A 25,167-nucleotide genomic window follows, 5' to 3' on the forward strand; every position below is an offset into this window, starting at 1 on the left:
GATGGCACGCTCTCGGCTCAAGACTTCGGCAACGTGACCACGATGAGAGCTTCTTTCTTGTCGACTTTCATCTTCTCCGCTTTGAAGGGACCAGGGATCGTGAGGAGCTGTGCATACTGGGTCCGCTGCTGAGTGTAGCCCTGGCTGTTATCGCTCCTAGCAGCCTCTTCATTTTTTGCCTCGATTCTTACGGTGGCCCCTTCGACCGTCACATTCACGTTCTCCATATTGCGGTCTGGAAGGTAAGCGCGGATAACATATTTATCGGCCTCTTCCTGAAGATCGACGGTTGCTCCAAATCGCGGGCTGTCGAAGAAGTCTCGCAAGCCATCGTCAAAACGGAATTCGTGGAATGATTCGTTGAAAATACGATCCATTTCCCGCCGCATCTTTTCCATGCGGGCAAAGACGTCCTGCTCCCGCTGGTCCAACGGAGCATAGGGCACAATGGGATGCCGTTTTAACGTCTCTAGCGAATCTGCGACGTCAGTCCCCTTGGGCACAGTGACCACGATGACGTGATCGGCCTGTTTGCGTTCCACCTGGATTGGCTTTCCAGATTGGGCCTGTTCCAACTTGATCACCTGTTCATAGCGACCCGCGCCACTTTCGGCCGGGGCGTTGATGTGCAGTGAGTTGCCGTCCTTTCGGATTTCCACGGATTCCAAGGTGCGGCCCGGAAGATGCAAGCGCACCATGTAGCTATCCTGCTTCTCCCTCAGATCCACCGAGGCCGTCGAGCTAGACTGCTCCTCGGCGGCACCCTTAACAGTTCCCCAGGAGTCACGGAATATGTTGGACATCTCATCCTGCCATCGTTTCATCTTCTCCATAAAGCCGGGCGGAGCCTGCTCTTTTTGGGGAGGAGTTTTTGGGTCCTCCGCCAGACCTTGAAGGGTAATAAAGGATACAAAACCCGCCACACACAGCACAGCAACCATGTGGCGAACAAAGGTAAGTTGGATGTGAGTTTTCATTGGATGATGTTGGTAAAGTTTAAAGGGATGGGTGAAGGGCAGGCACAAAAGGCCTGCCCATTCTTGCAATCAGCTAACTTTTACTTGGATCTGTTTGGGTTTGGCTGACTCGCTTTTGCGAACCCGGACGCGGAGCACACCATTTTTGAAGTCGGCGGTCACGCTTTCGGGGTCAGCGTCGTCAGGAAGCGCGAAGCTGCGTGAGAAGCCGCCATAAGGGCGTTCCACCCTGTGATAGCGAAGGTCCTCCCTGCCCGCCTCGAACTTGCGTTCACCGCTCAAAGTGAGCATGCCGCCTTCCAAGGTGACGTTGACATCTTCCTTGTTCACGTCAGCTATCTCGACGGCGATCCGGTATTCTTGTTCATCTTCCATGATATCCACTAGAGGCATCCATGCCGGACCGGAGGATGAACCATTGGAGTTTTCACGATGGTTCGCGGTGGTGTTGAAGGCACTGCGAATACGATTCTGGAATTCCTCGAGCTCACGCAGCGGATTCCAGCGAACGAATGTGTTATTCATGTTGTATGGTAGGGATGTGGATAGCGACAGTTGCCGGCACCGCTGGGCTATCCTTCCAGCAATCCGGGGGCACCTGACCTCCTGCACTCTTTCTCGAGCGCGGAAGCGGCACTCGATTTTCTGCCCTCATCAAAAGGCGTGCCAAAAGCTTTCCCCAGAGGAGGCCGTCAGCCTGACAAGTTTTGAGAGAAAAATTGGCACATTATCTGTCACAATTGTGAAGACCATATCTCATCAAGCACGCCCCAATTTAGAACACAGTTGCCGCCTGATGTTGCAGTCTTTGCTCGATGGAAAGGGCTATCGGGGCTGCAGGGTCAAGTTATGACACTCTCGTTTTCATCTCTGTAGACCGTCCTGCCCCCATAGACAAAATTGAGAGAAAGCAAGAGCCAATAGTTGACAAGAAATAAGAGGTAAACACGGTGCTTGGTCGCCGTATGAAATTCATTCAATTCGATCAATCCGGACACTCCGTTTTCATCAACATTGACCACATCGTACAAGCCAAGTGGGAACCGAAAAAGAAGGTTTTGAGCCTTACGCTCGCCAATCAGACCAGTATTCTTCATCTGGCTGATCCTGTATCTTCATCGGTAAAAGAGGTGCTTGAAGGGCAGGTGTTTCGCATCGCCGCTATCTGACCCGCTTTACAGGTGCCACTGCGGCACTACGGAGTTCAGGCCTTTTACTTCAGGGATGCTCTCACGGGCAGTAAGCTCGTGCCCTCGTGTCGTCGCTTGCAGGCTGTGGCTAGTACGGCTCCAGAGCACACACTTTTGAAAGATTGCAGGCACCTACGGTGTTTGGGTGAACATCACCCAAATTCGGTACAATGCTACCCGTAATTCTTTCTCAGTGGCTCCCACATTCTGTCAAATGACCAAGACCTTGGCCCAGTGGGGAGAACATGTGCAGATCAATATCAGTGACCGGCCAATCGAGGCTTGGTGGTCCTGCCCTTTTTGTAACCAAACCTTTAACGTCGCTGTCCGGGATACCAAAGAAGCTGGCGTGTTGTTGGCCAAGCTAGCGTTCATGGACCACATGGAAGAACACCATTCTGAGAAAATAGGTGATACCCGAAGGTCGGGCAAACTGCAGCGCGATAGGAGCCTGTCATCCAAGCCTAAGCCGAAGCAGGACGGAGTTTGAATGTAAGAGGTGGGGGCCCCCGTCCCTCCAGGCCACTGTGTTGACGACGCTCTGCCTTCGGGCCAACAGGTTGTATTAGCTTACACAGAAAATCCCCATCCCGTAGAAATGCACTACGATGAGCTTACTGAACAATGGGTCGACAGGAGTGGCCGAAAAGCTCTAGGCGTGCGGTTCTGGAAGACAAAGGCTCAGTTTCAACGCGACCTGGGAGAAGTTGCCGACAACATCATCCGTCCAAAACTCAAACCTCATCTAAAGCAACAGTCCTGGGACCAAAAGGCCGAGGCTTGACCGACATTTCAGTTGGCAAGACCATTATCATTTCCTGCGACATGGACCCCATAGGCTTGGCCTTCAGGCTCCGCCCTTCAAGCGTCATGGTTGTTAAAGCTCCAGACTAAAGAAAAGCTACGTGACCGCCCTGATAAGGGTTTCAGGTTGATCGAGCACAGACTTTTATGCATCAAGGCTCCGCTATGCAAAACCACGAACTAAAGTCCCTCCTGGCTAATTCACAGCTGAGCATCGCACATATCAACGACCTCACCCAGCACACGCGATCCCTGCTGGACGAGGTGCGAAGAAAGCAAGAAATCTTGGACAAAAGCGATGTGGAAATTCGCAAGCGCTACGAAAGGGTGAAGGCTGAGCCACAGCGGATCTATTGAGGTCAAGGCCGGGAAGGCGGGACAACCTGGAAGTCGTCCAGTTGTGGGCCGTTGAAGGTGTATTTGAACGAGCCCTTAAAGGTCCACGGCTTCGAGCTGAAGATGCACAGGATATCTCACACCAGTGCACGAGGCTCCTGGCACTGACCGCCCCCTTACTCAAGTCGGCTTTGGTGTTGTTGCGATTCCACATCATGCGACACGTTCCAAGGGATTGATCGTTGAAGTTAAGCAAAGGAACCGAGATCACGTCCACAAGGTCATTCTGGATGACTTGGCCACGCTTGCTAGGCTAAAGCTCCAACGGTCGCGGTCCCAAAGTTTTCAAGCGACTTTCGGCTCCAAAGATCTCCTCAAACGCCGGATCATAGGCAGCCTTCATTTTTAGCTCTTCATCCAGATCACACGCGGTCTTCAGCTCTGCCTTCATCTGTTCAGCGTTACCCAAGGCGGAATGACATTGGGCCAGGCAGTAGTGAAACCCGGCCTCCCCTTCCCACCTCTTCCTGATCGATTCTAGCCACTCCAGGGCTTCCTTTGGGGCGCTAGCAGTGTTCCGATAGCTGGCAACGTCTAAAGCCTTCTCCAGAGAGCCAGGTTCCGAAAAGCTCAACGTCTCAGCCAGGTATGAGGCCTTGAGATAGCTTCCAGCCCTTACCAGGATGGCGATGTGCAGCGATATGACCTCTGTGGTGACCTTTAATTGTGACGGTAGGTCTTCGAGAACATTCACTGCCTCCTCTAGCATCCCGAGAGAAATGAAGCCCTCGGCCGTATCCAGCTCACGACGAAATTGCTCAGTGGTCATGACTTCAGCTCTTTAGCACTAACGATGCTGAAGTCTTTGCACTTGAGTCTTTGGACTCTTTGCCATCGCGTCTGCCATTCCTCCGAGAACCGTGCCGAATACCAACGTCATCAAAAGCACGCCGCACAGAGCAAGCGAACCAATCGCAGACACCAATATTGCAAGGCCTTCACCGACCCGATTATTGCACATCGCAACCACGCCTAGAACCATCGCAACCGAGAAGAAGACCATTCCGATGAGAGTCCAAAAAGTGAGGACTCCAATGACTATGCAGATCCAGCCGGCTTTAGCAGCTGAGGACTTGGGTTTGATGGATGTGGGCAGAGGCGGCGGGTAGTAGCTAGGGAGTGGAGGTGATTCCATTATAGAAATTATAGAGCTATAGTGGAGGTTGCTCAAGTCCGATTCTTTTGCCGCTCTCCCGAGCAGTGTTGCTTCAAATCTATCCCACACAGCCTTGTGAAGCGCGTTCAACGTTGTGTGCTTCTGCGGTTCTCCCCATGCCTCAACCAGCCATTTAACATCAGTCTTGTTCAGCAGCCGCAGCTTCTTGTATCCAAGGCGAGCATAGGAGTATTCCAAGGCCGTGATCACATTTCCAGGAATGCTCTCCATGACATTGTAACCAGGCTGCCGCAGACGAGGGGAGTAATCGAGCATGAACGACTCATAGGCAGCGAGATCATAGAGCATCGCAAGAAACGGATGCCATTCTTCACCGTTAGCTCTACAAGTTCTGATCAAGGCTCTGAGAGCTATAGAGGCCTCACGAAACGCTGCGGGGAGCGGAAGGTTGCTCAAAGCTAGATCGAGACGCTCTGTGGGTGTATCCTTCAACGCTTTAATGTCATCGGCCCAGAAACTACCATCCTTTAAATCGCCTCGGTGCTTCGCCCAAAAAGCCTCTCGGTGTCTTGCTACTTGGGCGCTGGATTTGGAATCAATCCATCTCATGGCATCCAATCGAACAACATGAGGCGGCGAATGTCATGCTCATCCGTCAATCGCAACTTGTCATTACAATCAAGGAGCGGAGATTCTAGCTATGTTCAACCGACTTATTTGTTGGCAACCAACGCAACAATTCGGTTGATGACCGACAACGCGGACTCTCGGGTGAGCAAATTAAGCCGCACCTTGTAAACCTTCCCACTCTCAACACTCACGTGCAAAGTGTCGCTAGTGTAACCAATAACCTCGCCGGCAACCTTTAAGCCGTTGTTGAAAGCAAGATCAACCTTTTGAGCTTTGATCGTTACTGGTTCGACCTTGGGAGGTTCAGGCGGTGGCGCGGGCGCTGGGGCCAGCGAGACGCTAGGCGCTGGCGTGTAGTGATAGGATGATGGCGAAGCCGATGAGGATGAGTATGGACTCGGTGAAGTGTAGGTGCGGGATGGCGTGCTAGAGGACCCGTAGGAGCTGTAGTGGGAAGTGTGTGAGCTGTGGGAAGAATGACCTGATCGCGAGGATGAATAATGGGAAGAGTGCGACCGGTGAGAACTATGAGACCTGTGTCCCACAAGAAAAATGCCGTTCTCCATCGCCCTTGAGGGAGTTAGTACAACAGGAGGATCTACTTCGCTTGAAGACTCATCTCTCCTCGTAAACATCAATGTCCGGCCCAAAGGTTCAGCTTCCCCGCTGCTAGGAGATAGAAGCGCTGCAACGGCTCCGGTCAGCGAAAAAATGCGGCGGAAGAGGATGCTATTCTGCATTTTTGTTAGTGTGTTCCGCTCGAGGAAACGCTAATTTATACCTAAAATCAATCCCAAAAAGCAATCGCTGAGTCTCTCAGAGGCATGACTTCGGACACCCAACCAATAACGACGTATCAAAACGATGTAACGGTGCTGGCCAATAAGGATGTCTATTCCATGAATAACATCCTTCGGACGGCCCACCGCTTTTCCGACCTGTATTTCATCGACGTGCAAGCCACAGACGGGACGGATGTTCGAATTCTCCTGAAGGCGAAATCAGCAGCAGGTGAGGAGCCCAGTTCCCTTGAAGGCAGGTTTCTCAACGAGCTTCTGGACGGCAAGCTTCGGGAGATTATTGCCGAGGAGTCTCGCTTGGAACGGGATGTAATCCTCGCTCATGCGTTATCAAGACACCCAGTCCTTTTGAAGGAATATGAGGCTGCAGAAGCTTTCACAGATCCAGTTGGCCTCCTCACGCCTGACGAGACATGAATGGCTTGAACCGAAGCTTTAAGGGGCCGGAGTCGTATCGGAACGGCAGCAGTTACAGGCTCCTGCCTATGAAGTTCATGCGCTTTAGGGATGACAGATATCTAGTTACCAGCATGGGCGGGGACTACATGTTTCTCAGCCAGACAAAGCTGAACGACATCGTCACTCACAAGCTTCAACAGACAGACACTTTATACCCAGATCTGTTGGCCAGTCATCTGATCGCCGATGACAGTTCAACAGCTCATCTGGATCTGCTGGCAGCCAAGTATCGAACTAGGCACTCGCGGCTTCCCTCTTGGACTGCGCTTCACATGTTCGTTACGACGCTTCGATGCGATCATTCCTGCCAATACTGCCAGGTCTCCAGGGTGTCGGAAGACCGTGAGAGCTTTGACATGACCCCAGCCATTGCTGACAGGGCCATTGGCTTAATGTTCCAAAGCCCCTCCGCATGTCTGAAGGTCGAATTCCAAGGTGGCGAGTCCTTGCTCAACTTCGATCTGGTTCGGTATATTGTTTCTGAGGCTAAGCGCCGCAATGATGGCCGGCAGCTTGAGTTCGTGATCACGACCAATCTGGCCAATCTGACAGAAGAGATCCTCAGCTTTTCAGAGGAGCATGGGATCTCATTTTCCACATCCCTCGATGGACCAGCTGCGCTACACAATGCAAATAGGCCCAGGCCGGGCCGAGATAGCCATGCAAAGACAGAGGAAGGAATCGAGAGACTCCGTCAACGTCTGGGCAAGGACGCGGTTTCCGCGTTAATGACGACGACCGCAGCGAGCCTTGATCAGCCAGAACGGATCATCGACGAGTATGTCAGAATGGGTTTCGACAGCATCTTTCTGAGATACATAAGCCCATACGGCTTCGCCGTGAAGAGTTCGGCGAGAATTGGCTATGAGACCAAGAAATTCGTGGACTTTTTCAAGAGAGGTCTTGCCTACATTGTCGATCTCAACAGACGTGGGATCTTTGTCCGAGAGACATATACACAGATTGTGCTTCAGAAAATCCTGATGCCAGGCGCTTCAGGCTATATCGACCTGCAATCGCCCGCAGGCATGGGGATAAGTGGCATCGTTTATAACTACAATGGCGAGGTTTATTCCTCCGACGAGGGACGCATGCTGGCTGAGATGGGAGACAGAACGTTCCGGCTTGGAACAGTTCATGACACCTATGAGAAGTTGTTTCTCGACAGTCCTCTTCTGCCAATGATTCACGAATCGATGCTGGAAGGGGTTCCAGGGTGCACCGACTGCGCACTCCAACCCTATTGCGGATCAGATCCTGTGTTTCATCACCGGACTCAGGGTGACTTCATCGGTCATCGTCCAACAAGTTCATTCTGTGAGCGAAACATGGCCATCATCAAGCACATCCTAACGTTGCTCGAGGACGACAAGGAGACTGCTTCCATTCTCAAATCCTGGCTATGATTCCCTTAGCTGCCAAATTTCAATCGCGTCCTGAGGGACGAAGCTTCGTTGCCAGACTTACGAACGATAAAAGTCTGCCCAGCCCTCTTTGTGATGACGAGATACTCGTATCGCGTGGCGATGAACCTGCTCCCAGTGGAAGTTATCAAGGATTGATTCGAATTGCCGGTGCCGCCCACTCGGAAGAGGAACTGATTCTTGGCGACGAGTTTTCATACCTTGATGATGGTGACATCGTCAGAATCAATGAATTCGCTGGTGAGCTCAGGGTCCTTTATCGCAAGGGCTCCTATCATAACGTCCTTTTCTTTACCGAGCGATGCAACAGCAGGTGCCTAATGTGCTCGCAACCTCCACGGGACGTCGACGATGAATATCTAATCGATGACATCCTCGAGGCAATTCCCCTCATGTCGCAGGATACCAAGGTGCTGTGTATCACTGGCGGAGAGCCCACCATTTTGGGCTGGCGTCTCATCGAGGTTCTGACAGCTGTGTCGAGGTATCTTCCTGACTCCTCGCTGCACATGCTCAGTAACGGCAGAGCATTCGCATATCGTGCGACCGCGAAGGCTGTTAGCCAGGCAGGCTGTCGCGATCTGATGATCGGGGTGCCTCTCTATGCAGACATTGCAAGCGTTCATAACTTTGTCGTTCAGGCAAGGGACGCTTTTGACCAGACGATCAGGGGAATGATGAACCTGGCCCGCTTCAACATCGCACTCGAAATTCGTTTTGTGATCCATCGTCAGACGGTCTCACGCCTTGTTCAGACCGCTAAATTCATAGCTCGCAATCTTCCCTTTGCGTCACAGGTGGCATTCATGGGCCTGGAGACCATTGGCTTTACTCGATCAAACCTGAGCGTTCTATGGATTGATCCCTGGGAATACCGAGACGCTTTGAGAGAGGCTGTCACAATGTTAGCTGCAGCCGGAATGAGGGTGATGGTCTATAACCTGCCCTTGTGTTTGATTCCCGAGGAAATCTGGCCGTTTGCACAGCAGTCTATAAGCGACTGGAAAAACATATACATGCCCGAATGTGCTGGCTGCGCAATGAAGGCGCAGTGTGCAGGCTTCTTCGCGTCAGCTTCATTCAAATATAGTGACCATATCAGACCGTTTGATACAGTGAGTCAGCTTCCATCCTTTTCGATCATCTGATCTAACAAATCTGTCGCGTCTGCCGGGACTACTTCATCATGCCCCTCATGAACAATGAGAAGATCATATCCGGAAATTCGCTTTAACTCGAGCTTTGTTCCTGCTGGAAGCTTCCTGAGTCCGACCGCCTTGTTCCCTTCCCACCGCTTTACCTCAACAGGAAGTCGAGTGGTAATAAATTTTGGCACATAGCTTTCAGGGGTATGAGCGATACCTCCAGATGCGGGAATCGCTGGTTGCACTTGTTGCGGGCTGCCACTCGGGGAGAGATAGTTGCTTGGCTGTGCATAGTTGAGAGGACGACCTGAAGGTTTGTCGCCGCCACACCCTTTGGCCATGAGTCCGAGGCCAAACATGACAATCCCAACTATCATTAGGTTTGAGCAACCGTCATTCTTTTTTGCCATATCGAAATCACTGCCAGAAACTTGCCACAGATGCAAGCTCGGGCAGCTATAGCTGTGGCATCACGATGAATTGAAGTATTCTGCATCTTTGTCACGCCACAACAGATCAAGCCCCCAAGCATAACGCCACACAATCAGTTGGGCTTAGGACCATCCGAATCCAAAAGCGAAAAGTGGGTTCTATTATTTGCCCCGGCAATATCCCGGAAACCGTTCATTAACCCTTGCGTAATAATGCATAACAACTTTTACAATTGACTTGCTAGGGTGCCTTCATAATCTCATTCCCTCCCATGAAACGCATCATCCTCATTATCGCAATAGTAACTGCATCGGTCGCTGGCTACGCTGTTGGCAAAAGTTTGTTGGCCAATCACACCCACGACGCAGGTCATAGCGGTGGATTGGATCAAAACGGTGGGCATACTGACAGCCGCACAGGTCTGTATCACTACCACCGTTAATCCAGCATCCCGAAACGAAGCCCTAGCTCGCAAAACTGGGGCTTTGCTGATATTTGGGGGCTGTAAACGCATCTTAAATCCTGAGTAAATACTCCATGGATAACCAGATGCACGCCGATCAAAGGATTCGCGGACAATGGAAGTTAGGACACTGCCCAAAGGTCACAAGCATACTCCTTCCGGAAGACTGTTAGCCAGCTATTTGTTAGGCGCTGGCATTCCTTCCACGACAAGATCCACCACAACCGGAAAGTGATCACTGCCAGGCGTGTCTTTGAGAACCATTGCCGCAGGCCTACCCAGATCTCGAACATAGATGTGATCGAGGCAGGCATCTGGATATCTTCCCTTCCCCGGTATTGTGACCCTGTGCTCTATTGGGATTCCCTCAAAAGCCCAGAAGAATCCAGCTTCCTCGATCTTCTTCAAAGTTCTGTCGCCGGCTAGATTGAGCTGTTCCTTCGAGGTATTGAAATCACCAACCACAACCACGCTTTCTTTTGGTTTGGCCTGGCTCTTCACGTGGTCGATGAGCTGCTCCATCGCGTCTTCACGTTTAGACGTATTCTCGACCGGATTGCCAAGATTGCTTTTTAAATGGAGGCCATAAACGTGCAGTGGCTTTTCTGAGATCATCAGCTTCGCATATGCATAGCCACGAGGAGCATTGGCCCAGCCCCTTTTCCACGACTCTGCCCACGCTCCATCAGCCGGGAATCGAGAAAGAATGGCTATCTGTTGCTCGCCTATCGAACCGTTGAAGCTGTCTTTGAAACGGCTTGTGACATGGACGCTGAAGCCGGGAAGAAGTCTGGCCAGTTGTTCAGCAGTCTCAGCATTCCGAACCTCCTGTAGAACGATTACATCAGCTCGAAACTGAGGAAGAACCGCGGAGACCTCGACGACATGGGCATCACGTTCAGCTTGAGTCGCACCTGGCTTTTTTCCTGGGTACCATTCAAGATTCCAGGTCACGACTCGAACAACATCAGCACCGTGACTGATCCCCAAGAAAAGAGCGAAGAGGATTAACCACCGCATACTTTACAGGCTATTCCGTCAGTCGGTCCACAAGGCCTCCCCGAACCAAAATAACGGCAGCCGGAATTGTGTCGCTTTCCAGTCGAGCTGATAACGTGACTAGCTCCTGGCGAAGACGTCTGTGGAGATGAGGGCGTCAGTGAGTTCGATCCAGTCGAAGGTCGATAGGTCGGTGCAGGCGTTGAGACTACCTGACGACGCAAGGCTTCGTTCTCCTGCTGTAGTTGGGAAACTTTTGCTTCGAGCTCAGATATCCTTCTCAACAAAGCTTCAGAATCCGGCTTGGATCCGGCCGTTATCGCCTGGCGAGACTCTGAACTGAGTTTGTCCAACGGGAGTCGAACCAAGCCGAAATCGGTCATCAAGGTCACTTCCACCTCCGTTGAGGACATGACTCGACCCTTGAGTTTAGACCCATCTACAAGGCTGATGCCCATTGGTGTGTCGGCAGCAAGGCACTGACCAAGGCACGTTATGACGGCGGCAATCAGGAGGATTGTGGTTTTCATGGTGCGCGGGAGGTTGGAGAACCTAGTTCATCGTCAGGAAAACGCCAGTCAGGGTTCAGACTGCCTTTTCATGCGTGTCACAAAGGTTGGCTACCCTATGGTGTCCTTCTCGCTCATAAGCCCAGGCGGCCACGCGAGCTGAAGCATTTGCATCCGCAGAAAGCCATATAAAACCCACCCCACAAACAAGCCGCCTGATCAACACTGGCTCTTGTCCAACTTTGAGGGGAGCATTACAAGATTGAGGAAGTGATGCCGGAGATATGGGCGAAGGCCAAGTCACGCGACACGACCGGGCGATCATCGTCATCGTCCAAGCCTGTGACCGCACGCCTTCAAACTGCGGCATAAGGTGCTTCCCGTTACGCTTACGGACGAAAGGAGCCACGTGTGTGCAAAGACCGGCAGAACAAATACACGTTCATGACCAGACCACGACACCTTTCCCCCTCCAAGATGACCTCGCTCACGCGTCCTAAACATGCCTTAATCCAGTGCCATTCACGCCCGACCCTTTCCTGCTCTATTTTGAGGACAGCCAGTTTGTTGCCTCGGGAGATAGGAACTCTATTGGATCGTACATCTCAACCTCAAATGACAGCTGCTTTTGCGCAAAAAGTTGATCAAATTTGGCCTTTTCTGAACTATCATGACGAAGAGGCAAGCATTCAAAATCGCCATCCAACTCCTTGATCGCCGATGCAATGTCATAAGGAACTCGAAACAAAATTATCCGATTGTTCGGAAGATCTTTCAATTTTGCCATCAACACCTCGAACGCCTTACTACCTCGTCCAATCAACTCACCATTTAGGCGATATTCAGCACTTTTTAACGTTAGCCCATGGTCCCATTCAACCACAATTTGCCCTTGGTTCGCTTTTACTGGAACTGGATGAGACTTGCCGCACGACAAGACACATAAAATCAAACTCACAGAAGCGATGATGACAGTGATGTGACGTTGCATAGTCGTTGAGATTAAAGTTGGTCAGCCAGCCCAGTTTTCACGCTAAGACGCCCCGGGTCAATCGTTGGAGGGACTCCAGTTCCTGGAGCTCGTTGGTAATTCTGCGTATAGTCACATACATCTTTAAAGGAATGAATATAACTACCCCCAATGCTTGTGCCATTCGCATAATATCTGTCCTTTCCTAGATATGTGAAATTTTCATTAACCCAATGGGACGGTGGCGGGGGATTCGTATTTTTGTTCCAAAGCTTTCCTGTGTCGCCTGGAATCCAATCGTCGGCTACCGCGTCAGGAGTAGTCTTCGAATTGTTACCATTGTAATTTGACCTTGGGTCATATGTTCCTTTGTTGTCCGCATAGTCCCCCATCATTCTAGCGAATTCTCCGGGCTTCGAACAATCCATAGCTCCGCCTGGTGTGTCCCTCAATTGAGTTAGGGCGGTCTTCCAATCCGTTGTAGGTTCCCAGTAGGATCTGAGTGAACCATCTTTGCGTCTTCCTCCCGTGAAAACTTCCTTCCAAGACGAAGCTGGATATACAGCACGACCGCTACTGAATACAACATTTTTTGCGAATTTCTCGAGGTATTCCACTGTTGCAATTCTCGCCTTCACGTGGGCGTCAAGATCAGCGACTGTTCTAAAGCTAAATTCTCGAGGCGAGGCAATTAAACATGAAACGATTTCGGACTGCAGAGTCGTTGTCACCTTTGCAGTTCCTGTGATCATGACGATCGAATCTCCGCTAAGTGTCGTTCCTGTGCCAGGCTTGGAGGAATGACCCGACACACCTGCACCCGTAATGTAGCTGGCAAATGCCGACTTCTCCTTTTGGGGCACTCTAAGAGCCAGCCCACGTGGGTCAAAAGCGGTCCACGGATTTTGCTTCACATAGGCGTAGAGGTTGGGGCCGTCCACGAAGCCAGCGGGGTCGCGGCTCAACCACACGCCCGTCTCCAGATCACGGTAGCGGAAACCCTCATTCAAAAGGCCTGTTGGATCTTCATCCTTGCTGTTGCCACGTTGTTTGTCCGCATTCGTTCCCGTCTCTTTGGTACGCTTGCCAAATGCTTCATAGCTGGCGGTCCACGTTACCTCGCCTGAAGCATTAGTCTGTGCTACGATGTCTCCACGCCCATTGCTGAGGTTGAATTTGGTAATGCCACTTCGCTGCGTGAAGAGCAGTCCACCCACGCCCCCACCCATGTCTGGGCCTCGTGTATAGACCACCTCGGATGTCGTCGCAGTAAAGGCTCCGGAACTGTCCGCAACATGCTCAGAAACACTCAACCCACCAGAGAATACGATTGCCGTATATTTGACGGGCTCACCCGGCTTGGCCAGCGTCGTGTGAATCCGGCGAGTGCGATAGTCATAACGATGAAACCACAATTGCGTTCCCGTTGGTTTGGTATCGTGCACCTGAACCAGTCTGTTGAATGTGTCCCAGGTATAGGAACTGGAATGCGTTGTCGTGCCTCCCGTATCGTAGTTCGTGGAGTGCAGGCTTTTACGATTGCCGTTGAGGTCATACGTCAGGTTTTGCCATTTTAATGTGTCCCCCGCAGGGCTGCGCTCTTCGGCAATGACGAGCTGATTGGCGTTGTTGTAGGTGTAAATCCATTTCGTTGGCTCGGCGGCATCAGCTACGGTGCCATCTGGATGGGTGACCGTTTTGCTGATTCGGTTATGGGAGCTGTCATAGGCATGACCGGTGACCAGGCGAGGAGCAGTGGCCGCCAGGCTCAGGGAAGCCGCTTCCCGAACTTCCTCTTTGGACAAGCGGTTGGACGCGTCATAGCTCATCGAGGTGATCCGAGCCCTGGCGGTTCCGCCACCACTGCCTGTCCATTGCTCGGATTGGGAGGTCACATTGCCCAGAGCGTCATGTGTCCATGAAAAACTTGCCACCACGCTTTCTGCCGATGGAGGATCCACAGCTCCTGGAGCAAGAAGCTGACGATGAGTAAGACGCCCAAGGCTGTCATAGGTATTGCGGGTGGACTGCCCGTTGGCTGAGGACAATGTCAGGGCACGTCCGGCAAGGTCATAACCGTAGCGTGTCGTTTTTTTGGCCGCATCAAAGCCTGTCAATGGGCCTTCATCGATACTCAGGGGGCGGTTGATCGCATCGTAGCTTGTCACCGTTCGGCGGCCATGCGCAAACGTTGCTGACAGGCGGTTGCCAGCAAGGTCATAGGTATAACGGTGGGTCACGCCCTCGCCTGCAATGTAGCGCCTGCCCCCCATGCGGAAAGGCTCATAGGTGATCCCGCCTCGTGTTTCTGAGATCATCCTGCCCAGATCATCGTAGGCATAAGACAGGCACCCGTCTGGGGCGTTGGATTCATAGACGATGGTCAAACGACCGGCAGAGTCATAGACTATGTCCCGGTAAGGCCGTGGACTTTCGGGCATGGCATTTTCAATGTCATAAGTCACTCGTTTGAGACGGTTGCGCAGATCGTATGCATAATCGGTTGTTAGACCCTTCGGTGACGTCTCGGAGACCTTGTTGGCACCATCATAGCGATAAGTCCATACGTCAGAAACTGCGTCCGCACCATAGCTGAGGCGTGATCCTTGGAAGGTCTGGGTAATGAGACGATTCTGAGCATCATAGGCAAACGTCGTCGTCTTGCCCCGTCCATCGGTCACGGACGTTCTGTTACCTGCGGCGTCATAAGCGAAGTTATTTTGAATGCCCGAGTGGTCCGTGGTGCCGATCAGCCTGCCAAAGGCATCGTAAACGTTGGTCACCGTTTGATCCAGCGCATTCGTGGTCGTCAACACATTGCCTTGGGCGTCCAAGGTCAGCTCAGACTCGTTGCCGAAGTCATCTACCGTTTTGACGAGCCTGCCCGCAGGGTCATAGAACTTGGTCGTCACTGCCCCCTGCGGGTCGGTCACCTCAAGGACACGTCCACTGGGATCATAAACTGTGCTGATCATCGGCGACACCATCGGTGATCCGACTGGTTGCGAGGCGTCCACAACCAGAGGATGTGTCACCCTGGTCGGACGGTTACGGGCGTCATACTGTGTCGTGGTGGTATTACCCCGAGGGTCAGTAACACTTGTGGAATTGCCAACCAAATCGTAGTGAGTGAAGACCGATGTGGAAAGAGAATTCTTCTGCACATTGATGCGCAGGGGCATCCCGGATGCATCAAAATGAGTGGTGGTCTCAATACCGTCCTCGGAGATGCTCTTCCAGGGTTTCCCATGAGGCGTGAGCATTTGCAAAACATGCGAACCGTCAGCAAAATAGGTATCAATCAGGCGATCCTGACAGTCGTAGATTAGAGCCTTGTTGGCTCCGATTACCGGCCCCGCCTGAGCGATAGGCTGAGGTGAGGCTGACATGTTGCGATAAGTGAACACAACCACACCCGCATCAGGAGCCCGCTTCGTCAGCGGCCTGTAAATAGCGTCGTAGGTGATGTATGTTTCATTCCCGCGAGCATCGAAGGCGTGGAGAGGCTTGAATCCAGAAACATCAAACACCGATCCGCCAACGAAGTCCTTGGTCTGTGACCGGCTCTTAGAAAGCCCTGTATCGGGGTCAACAAAAGGAGTGGTTAGGTGGTTGTCCGTAAAATAGACCGTGATGCGCTCTGCCGGATTTGTGGCCGAGGCGTTTGTCACCGAGCGAATAGGCCTGCCTAGCAGATCGTAGGTCAGTTCTGTCACTGTCCCGCGTGCGTCCACTTGCCGAACGGGCAGACCGAGATCGTTGTAACTAGTGGACGTGACAATGTCTGCTGGTGCTGCATCAGCGAGGCCGTTCCCGTTGAGGTCCACTGTGCTTTTGACCCTGCGGTTCAGCGCATCGTATTCGTGGAAAACATTCCTGAAACATTCGTCTTGTTCCTGGATGATGTTCCCATGGGGGTCATACTTGATACGCTTGATAGCCCCATCCGGGAAATGGGTCAGCGTGAGACGGTTACGCGAGTCATAGTAAAAGCGTGTGATTCGCCCGAGCGCATCTTCGGTCGATGCAGTGTTGCCGTTGAAATCATGAATCGTCTTCGTGGTACTGGTCTGGCCATCAATGATCCGCTCTTCGATGACGGTCCGCCACCAGTAGTCGTTCTGGTTCGTAAATGCGGCAATATTGCGCTTGGTGACGATGGATGGCGCGAGTCCTGCGGGAGGTGCATGCTGATCCCAAGGAGCTTGTGAGGCTGTGGGGTTGGAACTAGGAAGTGCCGAAAGAGTCTCCCTGGTCACGATCCCCGGGAACAACGAGTTCTCATACTCCATTGTTTTGCGGGAACCTCCTGCGTGTGGAACACCGCTGAATGCAATTGGTGAACCGTATCCCGTAACTTCAGAAAGCCTGCGCCCATACGGCTGCGTCAACGGGTCAGTCGGCATGTTCTCAAACCCATAAGACGTCACAACACCTTCCCCCGAAGCTGCGAGATGCGACACTGAGGCCAGCTGTCTGGTGGCTGGGTCATAAGTGAAACTCTTCGTGTGCCCCATAGCGTTGATCTCCAGTGTCGGATCGTCATATTTTCCAACACCGAATGAAACCACAGTTGAACCGTATTTAACTTTCACCACGCAATTGTCCCCGTAACCAAAAGTCGTTTTATGGCCGTCTTGATCCTCAGATTCAGATAACGCAAAATGGGCTTGTGGAAGAAACGTGAACTTCTCCACTCCACCCATCGGGTCGACGATCCTCATCTTGGTGAATGTATATGTGGGCGTCTCGTCATCTGGGACAGTGATTGCATAGGGGATCGGCTTTACGGGATCCGCAAATTCGTATCGGTAGACACGGTCCTTACCGTCACTCTGACGGACAGTGAACGAGGTTGTGATTTCGCTGTCGCCCTGGGCGACGGCCACAGTCTTCTTTGTGATTATCACAGGCGGTCCCTCCGGCGGGCTAACGGCCGTGAGAACCAAGGGCGATCCTTTCGGCAGCTTTTTTGTGACATCCGCCACTGAAACAAAAGTGCCGGAAGACGGCTGCAGCTGGAAAACATAGGTATTACTGCGTTCATCTGTGATCGAGGAGACAGCCACGTGCTGATGCGCGACTCCCAAAAGGTCATTCTCTTCCACCTCGTTAATCAATGTATGTCCATACTGGACTGCCGCAGAGCCACGCTGCACCTGCGTTAACAGCACGTCATCCTGAGGAGTAAACTTTGCTTGATCACTTACCTGTCTGATGATGGAGAGACCGGCTGACTGGGAGTACGTGTAATTCGTCACATCACCTCCAGGGCCCTTGACTGCAACGACCTTGCCTCCTTCCTGAGTGATCGTGATTTTATATCCTGGTCGCTTGAGGTCTTCAATGGAGGAAGGAATCAACGTGGAGTACGATGGATAATGGTAATGGAGCTCGTTGCCGAGCCGATCCCTAACCTTGATCAAACGGGCATACTGAAGGCGCGTCTTTGACTCGGAGCCTACAACTCTGTCATTCGAATAGAACTGGCTAAGCTCCGTGGGCAGCAATTCTTCATAGGTGCACACCGTGCCGAATTTCTTATGCAACGTTAATTGGCCGCGAGACGACATTGTCTGGAGAGACGCGTGGCCATAACGCATGGCCGATCCTGGGTTTCCAGGCTGATCAGGAAGCTCTACGACGGGGGCGGTAACGACGTCTCCCACCAACACATTTTGACTGGATTTGGCGTCATCACTTTCTGCAAAGTTATGATACCAGAAAGGTCCCTGCACATGTTGGAACACCTGCGATTGTCCAGCCTCGTCAACGACCGTCGCTTTGGTTCCTTCGAAGGTGATGTAGCTGCAAACATTGGATGACCAGCCTGGCCCGAAAGGGAGATCAGGTCTCTCAGAAGGACGAAGACCTGATCTGACATTGTAGCAACTCGGAGCCAGATCTCTACGCACCTGCAACGGTAACAAGCTGCCCTCCGCCTCAACAAATACGTCGCTTACCGAGTGCCTGAGCTGCGTGGTATAGGCATCGATATAGGTTTCTTCACCTCGTTGTCCGCTTTCGTCTTGGACTTGCGGCTTCGAATCAGCCATGGGCACCCCGTTGAGTCCAACCTTGCGGTAACGTGAGCCAGCACCATCGTTGAATTGGAAATCGTCGCTTTCGCCATCCTCTGCCTCACCTGAATCCCAAAGAGTTACCATGATCATCTTGCCATCTGTAGGCGAGAATTGAAGGGGCTGACTTTTATTTTGGCCTTGAGGGATCTCTACCTCCTGAATCTCTTGAGTAAGAAATTGAGGTTCGTCATTCGCCCTGAGTCGATAAGTCCTGACGAGCAGCTTGAATGGAGGAAGAACCTGAACTGCGTCCGCTTCTATCTCGACGCGGACCTCCATTGCATATGCGTCACTGTTAGGGTGGTCGCCGCCGCCGTTGGGAGGAGGAGGGTCGTTCTCATTGGGAAGATGTTCTTCTAAATCTCCCCAGTGAAGCCCGTTCACGAAAGTTCTAAATATTCCCCAGCGAATCTGAGGATCGGGAAGATCTGGATCATAATCAGCGTCATTGGATGAAATAATCTCATATTCTTGAACTGTTTCGACGGACTCCTCACCCACATAAGTTTCTCCAGGATGATTACGGCAGGGCGTTGTGTCCCCGGCAAAATCAGGAACTTCTTTGTCAGGCACATGCTCCAAAACTCGTGTCAGAGGGTTATCTACACTAGCCTCCCCGTCGTCAGAACGCGTGAACATACCGGTAGGCCCTTGAGGCACAAAGTACCTGTCCACTGCCAGGAACGGACCGCCGCCCTCCACTTCAGGCTGCTCATACTTTGGAACGTCGTCCACCAGAACAAAACTTCCTGGATTTCCTACTGGCAGTTCGGAGGGAACGACAGGCTCCGCGGCCACAGGCAACACCCCAGGCTGAACAGGGATCTCAGGAGGAAGATTGGGAGGGACCGGTGGAGTCGGAGATGGCCGAATTCGAATCGAGCATGGAATTGAATAAGATCTCTTGTAAGCATCCGTGACGCTTACGCTAAACGAAAAACTGCCAACTTGGCTTGGCCTTCCGCCAAGCACACCAGATGCGGACAACGCCATACCCGGCGGGAATGAACCTCCTTTGATTTGAAAAACGGGAGATTCTGCGTTGGTGAGGAATTGCGTCGATGGATAAGGCTGGTTCAAGTATCCAGACACCAGAGTTGGCACACTCAATGTTAGAGGAGCCAGGCATCCAACCTTGACCAATGCCTCGGAGAATTTCCCATTGTTCTCAACACGGACAATCGCACCGTACTGTCCGACTGAACTAATCTGTCCCGCCAATACTCCCGTCTCAGCATTTAACGCCACTCCTTGAGGTAGCGGAAGCAGTGGAGCTGGTGGTGGAGCCGTCTTGATTGTGAAATGGCTGGCGCCTGCCACCCCGCCTGAACGCGGAATGGCAAGATTGAAGGTTTCCCCGGTAGCGACAGCCTTGGTCGTATCATAGATTTTGATAGGACCTCGGATTTCTGGCCGTGGAGACACGCTCAGACGAATTGGCATTAGCTCATACTCACGCGTTTGTTCCGAGGCGGATGCTTTCTGCCTCACGATGCAGGGTAATTCGATAGTTCCGACATTATCTGCGGTGCCTTCGATTGTCACCACACGGCCATCCTGCGTCAAACTCAGCCAATCGGGCAAATTGCTTCCGTCCACAATCAGCTCTTCAAATTCAGGAGGAGGAACACCAAAGGGCAACGTGAATGTGTCCCGAAGTTCAAACGTCACCGAGAATTCATCCTGTAAAACAGCCGAAGTAGCCCCCTCTGTTACCACGAGTTCAGCAACGGGAACACCGATATGAACACGTCGCCGTTGAGTACTACCCATGCCAAAATTCGGCGTTGCCGCGACGTCAATATAGGTGTGATGAAACCCTCCCGGCACATCGCCTCGCAACGTCCTGCCTTGAAGGTGCAGCCAGTCCAGTGCAGGATTGTCCACCACCGTCAGCATGCCCGCACCGGCCGCAATTACCGCATCAACCACTTTAGCTTGATAAGTATTCTCATTCTCATCGAGACGATCCTCCATCGTGACTGGAACATAGGGAGTCAGAATACTGATCGGATCCTCAGGCGGAATTTCGACAACCTCACGCACTTCAAGCCATACCTGTCTCTGTGTTGATCTGCCTAAAGCGTCTATGGCTGTGACGGAAAACCCATACACAGTTGGCTCGTCGCGGTCGAGCATTCCTGACACTTGGTTAGTGACGGGGTCCAGGGTTAGTCCCTCTGGAAGAGATGGTGAGAATGTGAATTGATATGGGCCAAGTCCACCTGTCGCCGACAGCTGCACCGGCCCATAGGCTGTTGTAGCCCCTTGGTAGGCTGGAAAGAATGGCGCCGAAAGAGTAAGCGGCTCAGCTGAGACAATGGTGAACGTCTTTGACACACTGCGGATCGTGTCGTCCTTAACTGTCAAAGTAAACGTCACCGGGTCCGTGCTCCCTGACAATGAGCCAACCACCTTGCCATTCTTAATTTCAAGGCCCTCGGGGAACGATCCACTCATTTCAAAACGAACTTCTCCCTCCGTCCCTGTCACCTTCAAATCGACAGGGCCGTAAGGCATTAATGGTCTTCCTGGTGGGAAAGTCGCGTTGAAGGTCAGTGGCAGAAAACCGCGGCCAATATAGAACTGCCGCGAGAAAGACGCCCCCGCATTGTCGGTGACTCGAAGCGTGAATGACCAACCTGGCTCGCCGCCAGGGTTGACCATGGTCCCTGAGATTCCACCGGAGCTTGTAAGATCCAAACCTGGTGGGAGACTTCCCGCGACCAAAGAAACCTGGTAGCCGCCAGCGCCTCCGATTAGAGATACAGCGCTCTCGTACCGGATTCCCTTGATAACTGCCGGAAGGTTTCCGGACATGCTCAATGGGGGTGGCGGTGGTGGGCTGTCCTGCTCACGGAATGAAAGCTCGATGTTCCTCACAACCGACTGGCCTAAGGCATCAGTGACTTTGACCAATGCTACATACCTGCCAGATGGAGGGTACTCTTCCTGGCCTTCCCCAAGGCCAAACCTGTCAGAGGTCCTCAAAGTGAGAGCTGAAGGCAACGTTACAGACGTGTCCTCCTGAAGCTCAAAAACATAAGGTGGCAGACCGCCAGTCTGAACAATCGGTTCGGAAACGCTGGCATCTGAATAGTAGTAAACGAACCCAGCAGATGCATCCAAGGTGGAGCATACCTTGATGCTGTTGTTGATTATTCTGGTGACACCGCGCACATCTTTGAGTTCGAGAGCGAAGCTCATGTCCCCTTCGCCTGCACTCGAATCGACGGTTCCGGTAATCTGCCACATGGGTGATCCAGGTGGTGACTCAGGATCTTGCAAAAGAGATAGCCCCGAAGGCAACGAGGAACCCGATGCCAGCTGATATTCGTAGGGTGCCTGGCCTCCAGACGGAGAAAGTGTCACGCTGAAAGGCACCCCATGAACAGCATTTCCCAACGAGCCTTCCGGCGAAGCTGGCAAGGGATCAGCACTTCGCGGATCGGTTGGTGTTCCGCCAATTGGAAAGAGCTCATCGTAGTTGCTCACGGAATCCAGGTCCCAGTCATCGTCATAGGCCCGTGCAGAATCCAGGGAGCCGTTGTCACGATGAAGAGCGGCAACGTGCAACTCATCGCGGAATACACGCTCATAGTCATTCAAAACAATACGCAAAACTGGTTGGCCGCCGATCAAGACAAGTTCGCCAGTCACATCATTCCTGTCGTTGACATCCAAGAGTGTATGTCCCTGCATAGTGAGGAAGGAACGAGGTTCCGTCTTGTTTCTGTATTCCTCGACATTAGTCAGGAAATCACCATCTGGATCATCCGCTCCGTCGTGTGGATCTGACATGTTGAGGATGGTCGGGCGGCTAAGTTCATACACGTCGTCCATGCTGTCTCCATCAGTATCGAACTTGGTCTGCCAATTTGCTCGCACATCGAACCCTCTTTGGTATGCCTCCACATTGGTATACTCGTCGGAATCCAGGTTTCCGTTTTCGTCATCAGCATTGGTCTTGTCCAGCCCCCAAAAGTCTTCCAAACGGTCTGGGATACCGCCGTGATCAGTATCGGTCAGGTCAACTTCCGCGTGATCAGGAACACCATCTCCATCGCTATCAGAACTTAACGGGTTCAAGGCAAAGACGACGCCAAATTTGTCGTGTGCATGGACTTCCTCGTCATCCGTTAAGTAATCGTCATCTGAGTCCTGATCACGAGCATACGTTTGGTTGGTCAATTCCTCCCCGTCCCACAGACCATCATCATCGGTGTCCCTTTCAGCGGGGCTACTGTAGCTAATATAATAGGTCTCCCATTCATCTGTCAGTCCATCACCGTCTGTGTCTGTCAGATTGTCGCTCGTACCAAGAGCGGCCTCGAACTCAGCATGAAGTCCGTCACCGTCAGTGTCTGTGGTATCGGTGAAATAATGGTAGCTCCAGTAAAGGACAAGCCGGTCGGAAAAGAAGTCATCATTCGAGTCCCACTTCGTCGAATCGGTCCCCAGCCATCCCTCCAATACTGGGCCGAGGCCATCCCCATCAACATCCGCCGCTGTGTCATCTACTGCGAGGACTTTGAAATAGTAGACCAGCCAGTCATGCGGTGCAGGATTGCCACCACCATTGCTAGTCGGACTTCCGTCATGCATCGGCACTTCCCAAGTAACGGCTAAATCATGCTCGACACTAGCGTTCAGCCCGTCCATGTCAGCATCGCGGTCCACGCCATTTATCGTAATCGTCTTGGTGTCTGACGAACCGTAAGCATTCGTAGCTGTGACGCTGAAAGAGAATCCCTGGGCTCCCATGGTACCGTAAAGCAAACCCGACGAACTCATGGCGACCCCTTCCGGCAACGAGTCCGCATTCCATGCAGCGGACTGTCCATCAACGCATCCAAATTGGATGGAGAAGGGAGTCCAGATGGATTCGTCGGGGTACGATCCCATATAAATCTCCACTCCTGGTGGAGGTGCGTTACCCACACTGATCGACGCATCTTGGGTAACTGAATTTGCCCCATCATGGACCTGCACGGTGAAGTTCCACGTGCCAGTAGCGCCTCCGCCCAGGCTGGCATTGCCCGCAATCTCACTGCCGGACAATGACAAACCAGGCGGCAAAGCCCCCGAAACAATACTCCAAGTATAAGATCCAGTTCCGCCCTGTGCATTGAACGACCAGGAGTAAGGTTCCCCATCTTGACCGTCTGACAGAGTCGCTGAACTCGTGATTAGCAGGTCCACAGGTGGTGCCGTTCCGATGTTAAGTGTCACCTCTTGATCACATGTACCGTCATTGGCGTTGGTCGTCCCCACGCGGACAACAAACGTGAATTGCCCGGTCGCCTCAGGAGTGCCCGAAAGTGTGCCGTTAGTCGACAGTGACAAGCTCGGCGGCAGTCCACCATTGGGGAGGCTCCATGTATATCCGCCAGTTCCTCCAGTTGCCGCGAATGACCAACCATAGGACTGGGAATAGGTCGCGTCAGGGAGCTGTGCATCACTGACAATCGCCAATGGCCCTGGTGGCGGAGCCTCAACTACCAAAACGTGGTTGATGCTCGTCCCACGATTGTCGCCATCCACGACTTGGACTGTGAAATGATACACACCTTCTGACACACCAGTGCCCTTCAAACATGCCCCGTCAAAGCTGAACTCAGATGGCAAATCTCCGGCGATAACACTCCAGGTCACTCCGCCACTGTGGCCCTCGACAAGAAATTCAGGAGAGACGTATTGGGTTCCAACGGTAGCCCGTGGGAGGCTCTCAGGCCCAAGGATGTTTATCGATGGACGAATGTCTGAAGGAAACAGGAAGGATGGATCATCGCCATCATCGAAATAGGTCGACGAAGGGTATGAGACGGCGAGGGTTGGATCAGACGCTAGTTTAGTCTCATAGAAAGGGTTATAACGAACAGTGGCTACCTCATACCCGTCTTTGAGCCCATCCCCATCGCTGTCACCATGTGTAATCCGAGTTCGAGTGCCTGTGGATGGATAAAAAATGGTAGCTTCCTGCTCATTCGTCAGTCCGTCGTTATCGAAATCGCCGCTCGGATTCGTAGAGACGATTTCATCCTCGTAGTCTGTCAAACCGTCCCCATCGGTATCAGCCATTAAAGGAGAGGTGAACGTCGTGTTGACTTCGTAGCCGTCCGCCCAGCCATCACTGTCTGTATCACTGTTCGTCAAACTCGTGAAATACACATACGTTTCATCCCAATCGCTCAACTCATCCGAATCGCTATCCGTGTGCTTGAGTTGGTACTCATAGAGATCGTTGATGCCATTTCCGTTGCTATCAACCACGAGCGGATTGGTGAACATGATATTCACTTCAGATCCGTCGAGTGCGCCATCGTCATCAGAATCAGGATCAAGAGGATCCGTTCCCAATGCTGCTTCTTGCCCAGTAGTAAGACCGTCCGTGTCCACATCCTCCGGGTCATTCGTGTCATCGTAGGTGTAGTTGGTGGTTCCATCTCCGTCGGTATCCACGTCGATCCAGGCAGCCCGTATAGGAGGCGGACATGGCATCAAGATCAGTTGCGCAATCAATAGGCCATGAAGGATATAGGCGCGACGTGCCCAAGAGCGAAACCAAGGGAGCGGATTGAGATCTTGAATTCCTTTGCTGCAATGACGGGAGCTCATGAAAATGCGATGACGTGGCGCTTTGTAGTGCCTGTTGGAATGGTCGGTCTCGCCGAGTTGGAGGCATCACCTTCAACTCAGAGATATATATTTTCACGGTAAATGCGGTTTAGCGGAAACCACCTCAGTGAAGCAAGAGAAAACGCCGCTC

14 protein-coding genes are annotated in these 25,167 nt (G+C 52.3%); 6 read left to right on the forward strand and 8 right to left on the reverse strand.

Features of this window, described 5'->3' with window-relative positions:
* Nucleotides 1-17 precede the first annotated feature (17 nt).
* Nucleotides 18-977, reverse strand: coding sequence for an Hsp20 family protein (locus BGE01nite_RS11795; RefSeq protein WP_146850663.1), 960 nt, complete (start codon nt 975-977; stop codon nt 18-20).
* A gap of 69 nt (nt 978-1,046) precedes the next feature.
* Nucleotides 1,047-1,502 (reverse strand): Hsp20/alpha crystallin family protein, encoded by a 456-nt coding sequence (locus BGE01nite_RS11800; protein WP_146850664.1) that lies wholly within the window; start codon nt 1,500-1,502, stop codon nt 1,047-1,049.
* A gap of 440 nt (nt 1,503-1,942) precedes the next feature.
* Between BGE01nite_RS11800 and BGE01nite_RS11805 the strand changes: the two genes are divergently transcribed.
* Complete coding sequence (locus tag BGE01nite_RS11805; protein WP_146850665.1) at nt 1,943-2,146, forward strand: hypothetical protein; 204 nt, start codon at nt 1,943-1,945, stop codon at nt 2,144-2,146.
* A 235-nt stretch (nt 2,147-2,381) separates the two neighbouring features.
* Complete coding sequence (locus BGE01nite_RS28965) at nt 2,382-2,657, forward strand: hypothetical protein (protein ID WP_170266739.1); 276 nt, start codon at nt 2,382-2,384, stop codon at nt 2,655-2,657.
* Between the two features lie 963 nt (nt 2,658-3,620).
* Here the strand turns inward: BGE01nite_RS28965 and BGE01nite_RS11810 are convergent.
* Both BGE01nite_RS11810 and BGE01nite_RS11815 read right to left on the reverse strand, forming a co-directional pair.
* Nucleotides 3,621-4,136, reverse strand: coding sequence for a hypothetical protein (locus BGE01nite_RS11810; RefSeq protein ID WP_146850666.1), 516 nt, complete (start codon nt 4,134-4,136; stop codon nt 3,621-3,623).
* Between the two features lie 18 nt (nt 4,137-4,154).
* Nucleotides 4,155-5,093 carry a hypothetical protein gene (locus BGE01nite_RS11815; RefSeq protein WP_146850667.1) on the reverse strand — a complete coding sequence of 313 codons (939 nt, stop codon included), beginning with the start codon at nt 5,091-5,093 and terminating at the stop codon, nt 4,155-4,157.
* An 845-nt stretch (nt 5,094-5,938) separates the two neighbouring features.
* Here BGE01nite_RS11815 and BGE01nite_RS11825 point away from each other — a divergent pair.
* The 3 genes from BGE01nite_RS11825 to hxsC are packed head-to-tail and all read left to right on the forward strand — an operon-like array spanning nt 5,939 to nt 8,945.
* Entirely contained in the window at nt 5,939-6,331 is a 393-nt protein-coding gene (locus tag BGE01nite_RS11825) for a hypothetical protein (protein WP_146850669.1), read from the forward strand.
* Nucleotides 6,328-7,779, forward strand: a complete 1,452-nt coding sequence (hxsB, locus tag BGE01nite_RS11830) for a His-Xaa-Ser system radical SAM maturase HxsB (RefSeq protein ID WP_146850670.1) — start codon at nt 6,328-6,330, stop codon at nt 7,777-7,779. The genes BGE01nite_RS11825 and hxsB overlap by 4 nt, the downstream gene beginning before the upstream one ends.
* The gene (hxsC, locus tag BGE01nite_RS11835; protein WP_146850671.1) at nt 7,776-8,945 is read left to right on the forward strand and encodes a His-Xaa-Ser system radical SAM maturase HxsC; all 1,170 of its coding nucleotides are present in this window, start codon (nt 7,776-7,778) and stop codon (nt 8,943-8,945) included. The genes hxsB and hxsC overlap by 4 nt, the downstream gene beginning before the upstream one ends.
* On the opposite strand, the gene BGE01nite_RS11840 is transcribed toward hxsC, so the two are convergent.
* Nucleotides 8,918-9,352: a hypothetical protein gene (locus BGE01nite_RS11840; RefSeq protein ID WP_170266740.1), complete on the reverse strand. Its 435-nt coding sequence runs from the start codon at nt 9,350-9,352 to the stop codon at nt 8,918-8,920. The genes hxsC and BGE01nite_RS11840 overlap by 28 nt on opposite strands.
* Before the next feature lie 293 nt (nt 9,353-9,645).
* Between BGE01nite_RS11840 and BGE01nite_RS11845 the strand changes: the two genes are divergently transcribed.
* Nucleotides 9,646-9,816 carry a YHYH domain-containing protein gene (locus BGE01nite_RS11845; RefSeq protein WP_146850673.1) on the forward strand — a complete coding sequence of 57 codons (171 nt, stop codon included), beginning with the start codon at nt 9,646-9,648 and terminating at the stop codon, nt 9,814-9,816.
* Between the two features lie 198 nt (nt 9,817-10,014).
* Here the strand turns inward: BGE01nite_RS11845 and BGE01nite_RS11850 are convergent, their stop codons facing one another.
* From BGE01nite_RS11850 to BGE01nite_RS11860, 3 genes are all read right to left on the reverse strand, one after another.
* A complete protein-coding gene (locus tag BGE01nite_RS11850; RefSeq protein WP_246145710.1) occupies nt 10,015-10,791 on the reverse strand; it encodes an endonuclease/exonuclease/phosphatase family protein in 777 nt (258 codons plus the stop codon).
* 1,098 nt (nt 10,792-11,889) lie between these two features.
* On the reverse strand, nt 11,890-12,336 hold the full coding sequence (locus BGE01nite_RS11855) for a hypothetical protein (protein WP_146850675.1): 447 nt from the start codon (nt 12,334-12,336) through the stop codon (nt 11,890-11,892).
* 11 nt (nt 12,337-12,347) lie between these two features.
* Nucleotides 12,348-25,016, reverse strand: coding sequence for a putative Ig domain-containing protein (locus tag BGE01nite_RS11860; RefSeq protein WP_146850676.1), 12,669 nt, complete (start codon nt 25,014-25,016; stop codon nt 12,348-12,350).
* Nucleotides 25,017-25,167 lie beyond the last annotated feature (151 nt).

It is taken from the genome of Prosthecobacter gellanilyticus (genome assembly GCF_007992435.1).
Taxonomy (GTDB): Bacteria; Verrucomicrobiota; Verrucomicrobiia; order Verrucomicrobiales; family Verrucomicrobiaceae; genus Prosthecobacter; species Prosthecobacter gellanilyticus.

Excerpts from the sequence above, each read along its gene's own strand:
- BGE01nite_RS11800 (WP_146850664.1), bottom strand. The coding sequence starts at position 1,502 with ATGAATAACACATTCGTTCGCTGGAATCCGCTGCGTGAGCTCGAGGAA.
- BGE01nite_RS11860 (WP_146850676.1), bottom strand. The coding sequence starts at position 25,016 with ATGAGCTCCCGTCATTGCAGCAAAGGAATTCAAGATCTCAATCCGCTC.
- hxsB (WP_146850670.1), top strand. The coding sequence starts at position 6,328 with ATGAATGGCTTGAACCGAAGCTTTAAGGGGCCGGAGTCGTATCGGAAC.
- BGE01nite_RS11845 (WP_146850673.1), top strand. The coding sequence starts at position 9,646 with ATGAAACGCATCATCCTCATTATCGCAATAGTAACTGCATCGGTCGCT.
- BGE01nite_RS11810 (WP_146850666.1), bottom strand. The coding sequence starts at position 4,136 with ATGACCACTGAGCAATTTCGTCGTGAGCTGGATACGGCCGAGGGCTTC.
- BGE01nite_RS11855 (WP_146850675.1), bottom strand. The coding sequence starts at position 12,336 with ATGCAACGTCACATCACTGTCATCATCGCTTCTGTGAGTTTGATTTTA.
- BGE01nite_RS11815 (WP_146850667.1), bottom strand. The coding sequence starts at position 5,093 with ATGAGATGGATTGATTCCAAATCCAGCGCCCAAGTAGCAAGACACCGA.
- hxsC (WP_146850671.1), top strand. The coding sequence starts at position 7,776 with ATGATTCCCTTAGCTGCCAAATTTCAATCGCGTCCTGAGGGACGAAGC.
- BGE01nite_RS11795 (WP_146850663.1), bottom strand. The coding sequence starts at position 977 with ATGAAAACTCACATCCAACTTACCTTTGTTCGCCACATGGTTGCTGTG.
- BGE01nite_RS11825 (WP_146850669.1), top strand. The coding sequence starts at position 5,939 with ATGACTTCGGACACCCAACCAATAACGACGTATCAAAACGATGTAACG.
- BGE01nite_RS11805 (WP_146850665.1), top strand. The coding sequence starts at position 1,943 with ATGAAATTCATTCAATTCGATCAATCCGGACACTCCGTTTTCATCAAC.
- BGE01nite_RS11840 (WP_170266740.1), bottom strand. The coding sequence starts at position 9,352 with ATGGCAAAAAAGAATGACGGTTGCTCAAACCTAATGATAGTTGGGATT.
- BGE01nite_RS28965 (WP_170266739.1), top strand. The coding sequence starts at position 2,382 with ATGACCAAGACCTTGGCCCAGTGGGGAGAACATGTGCAGATCAATATC.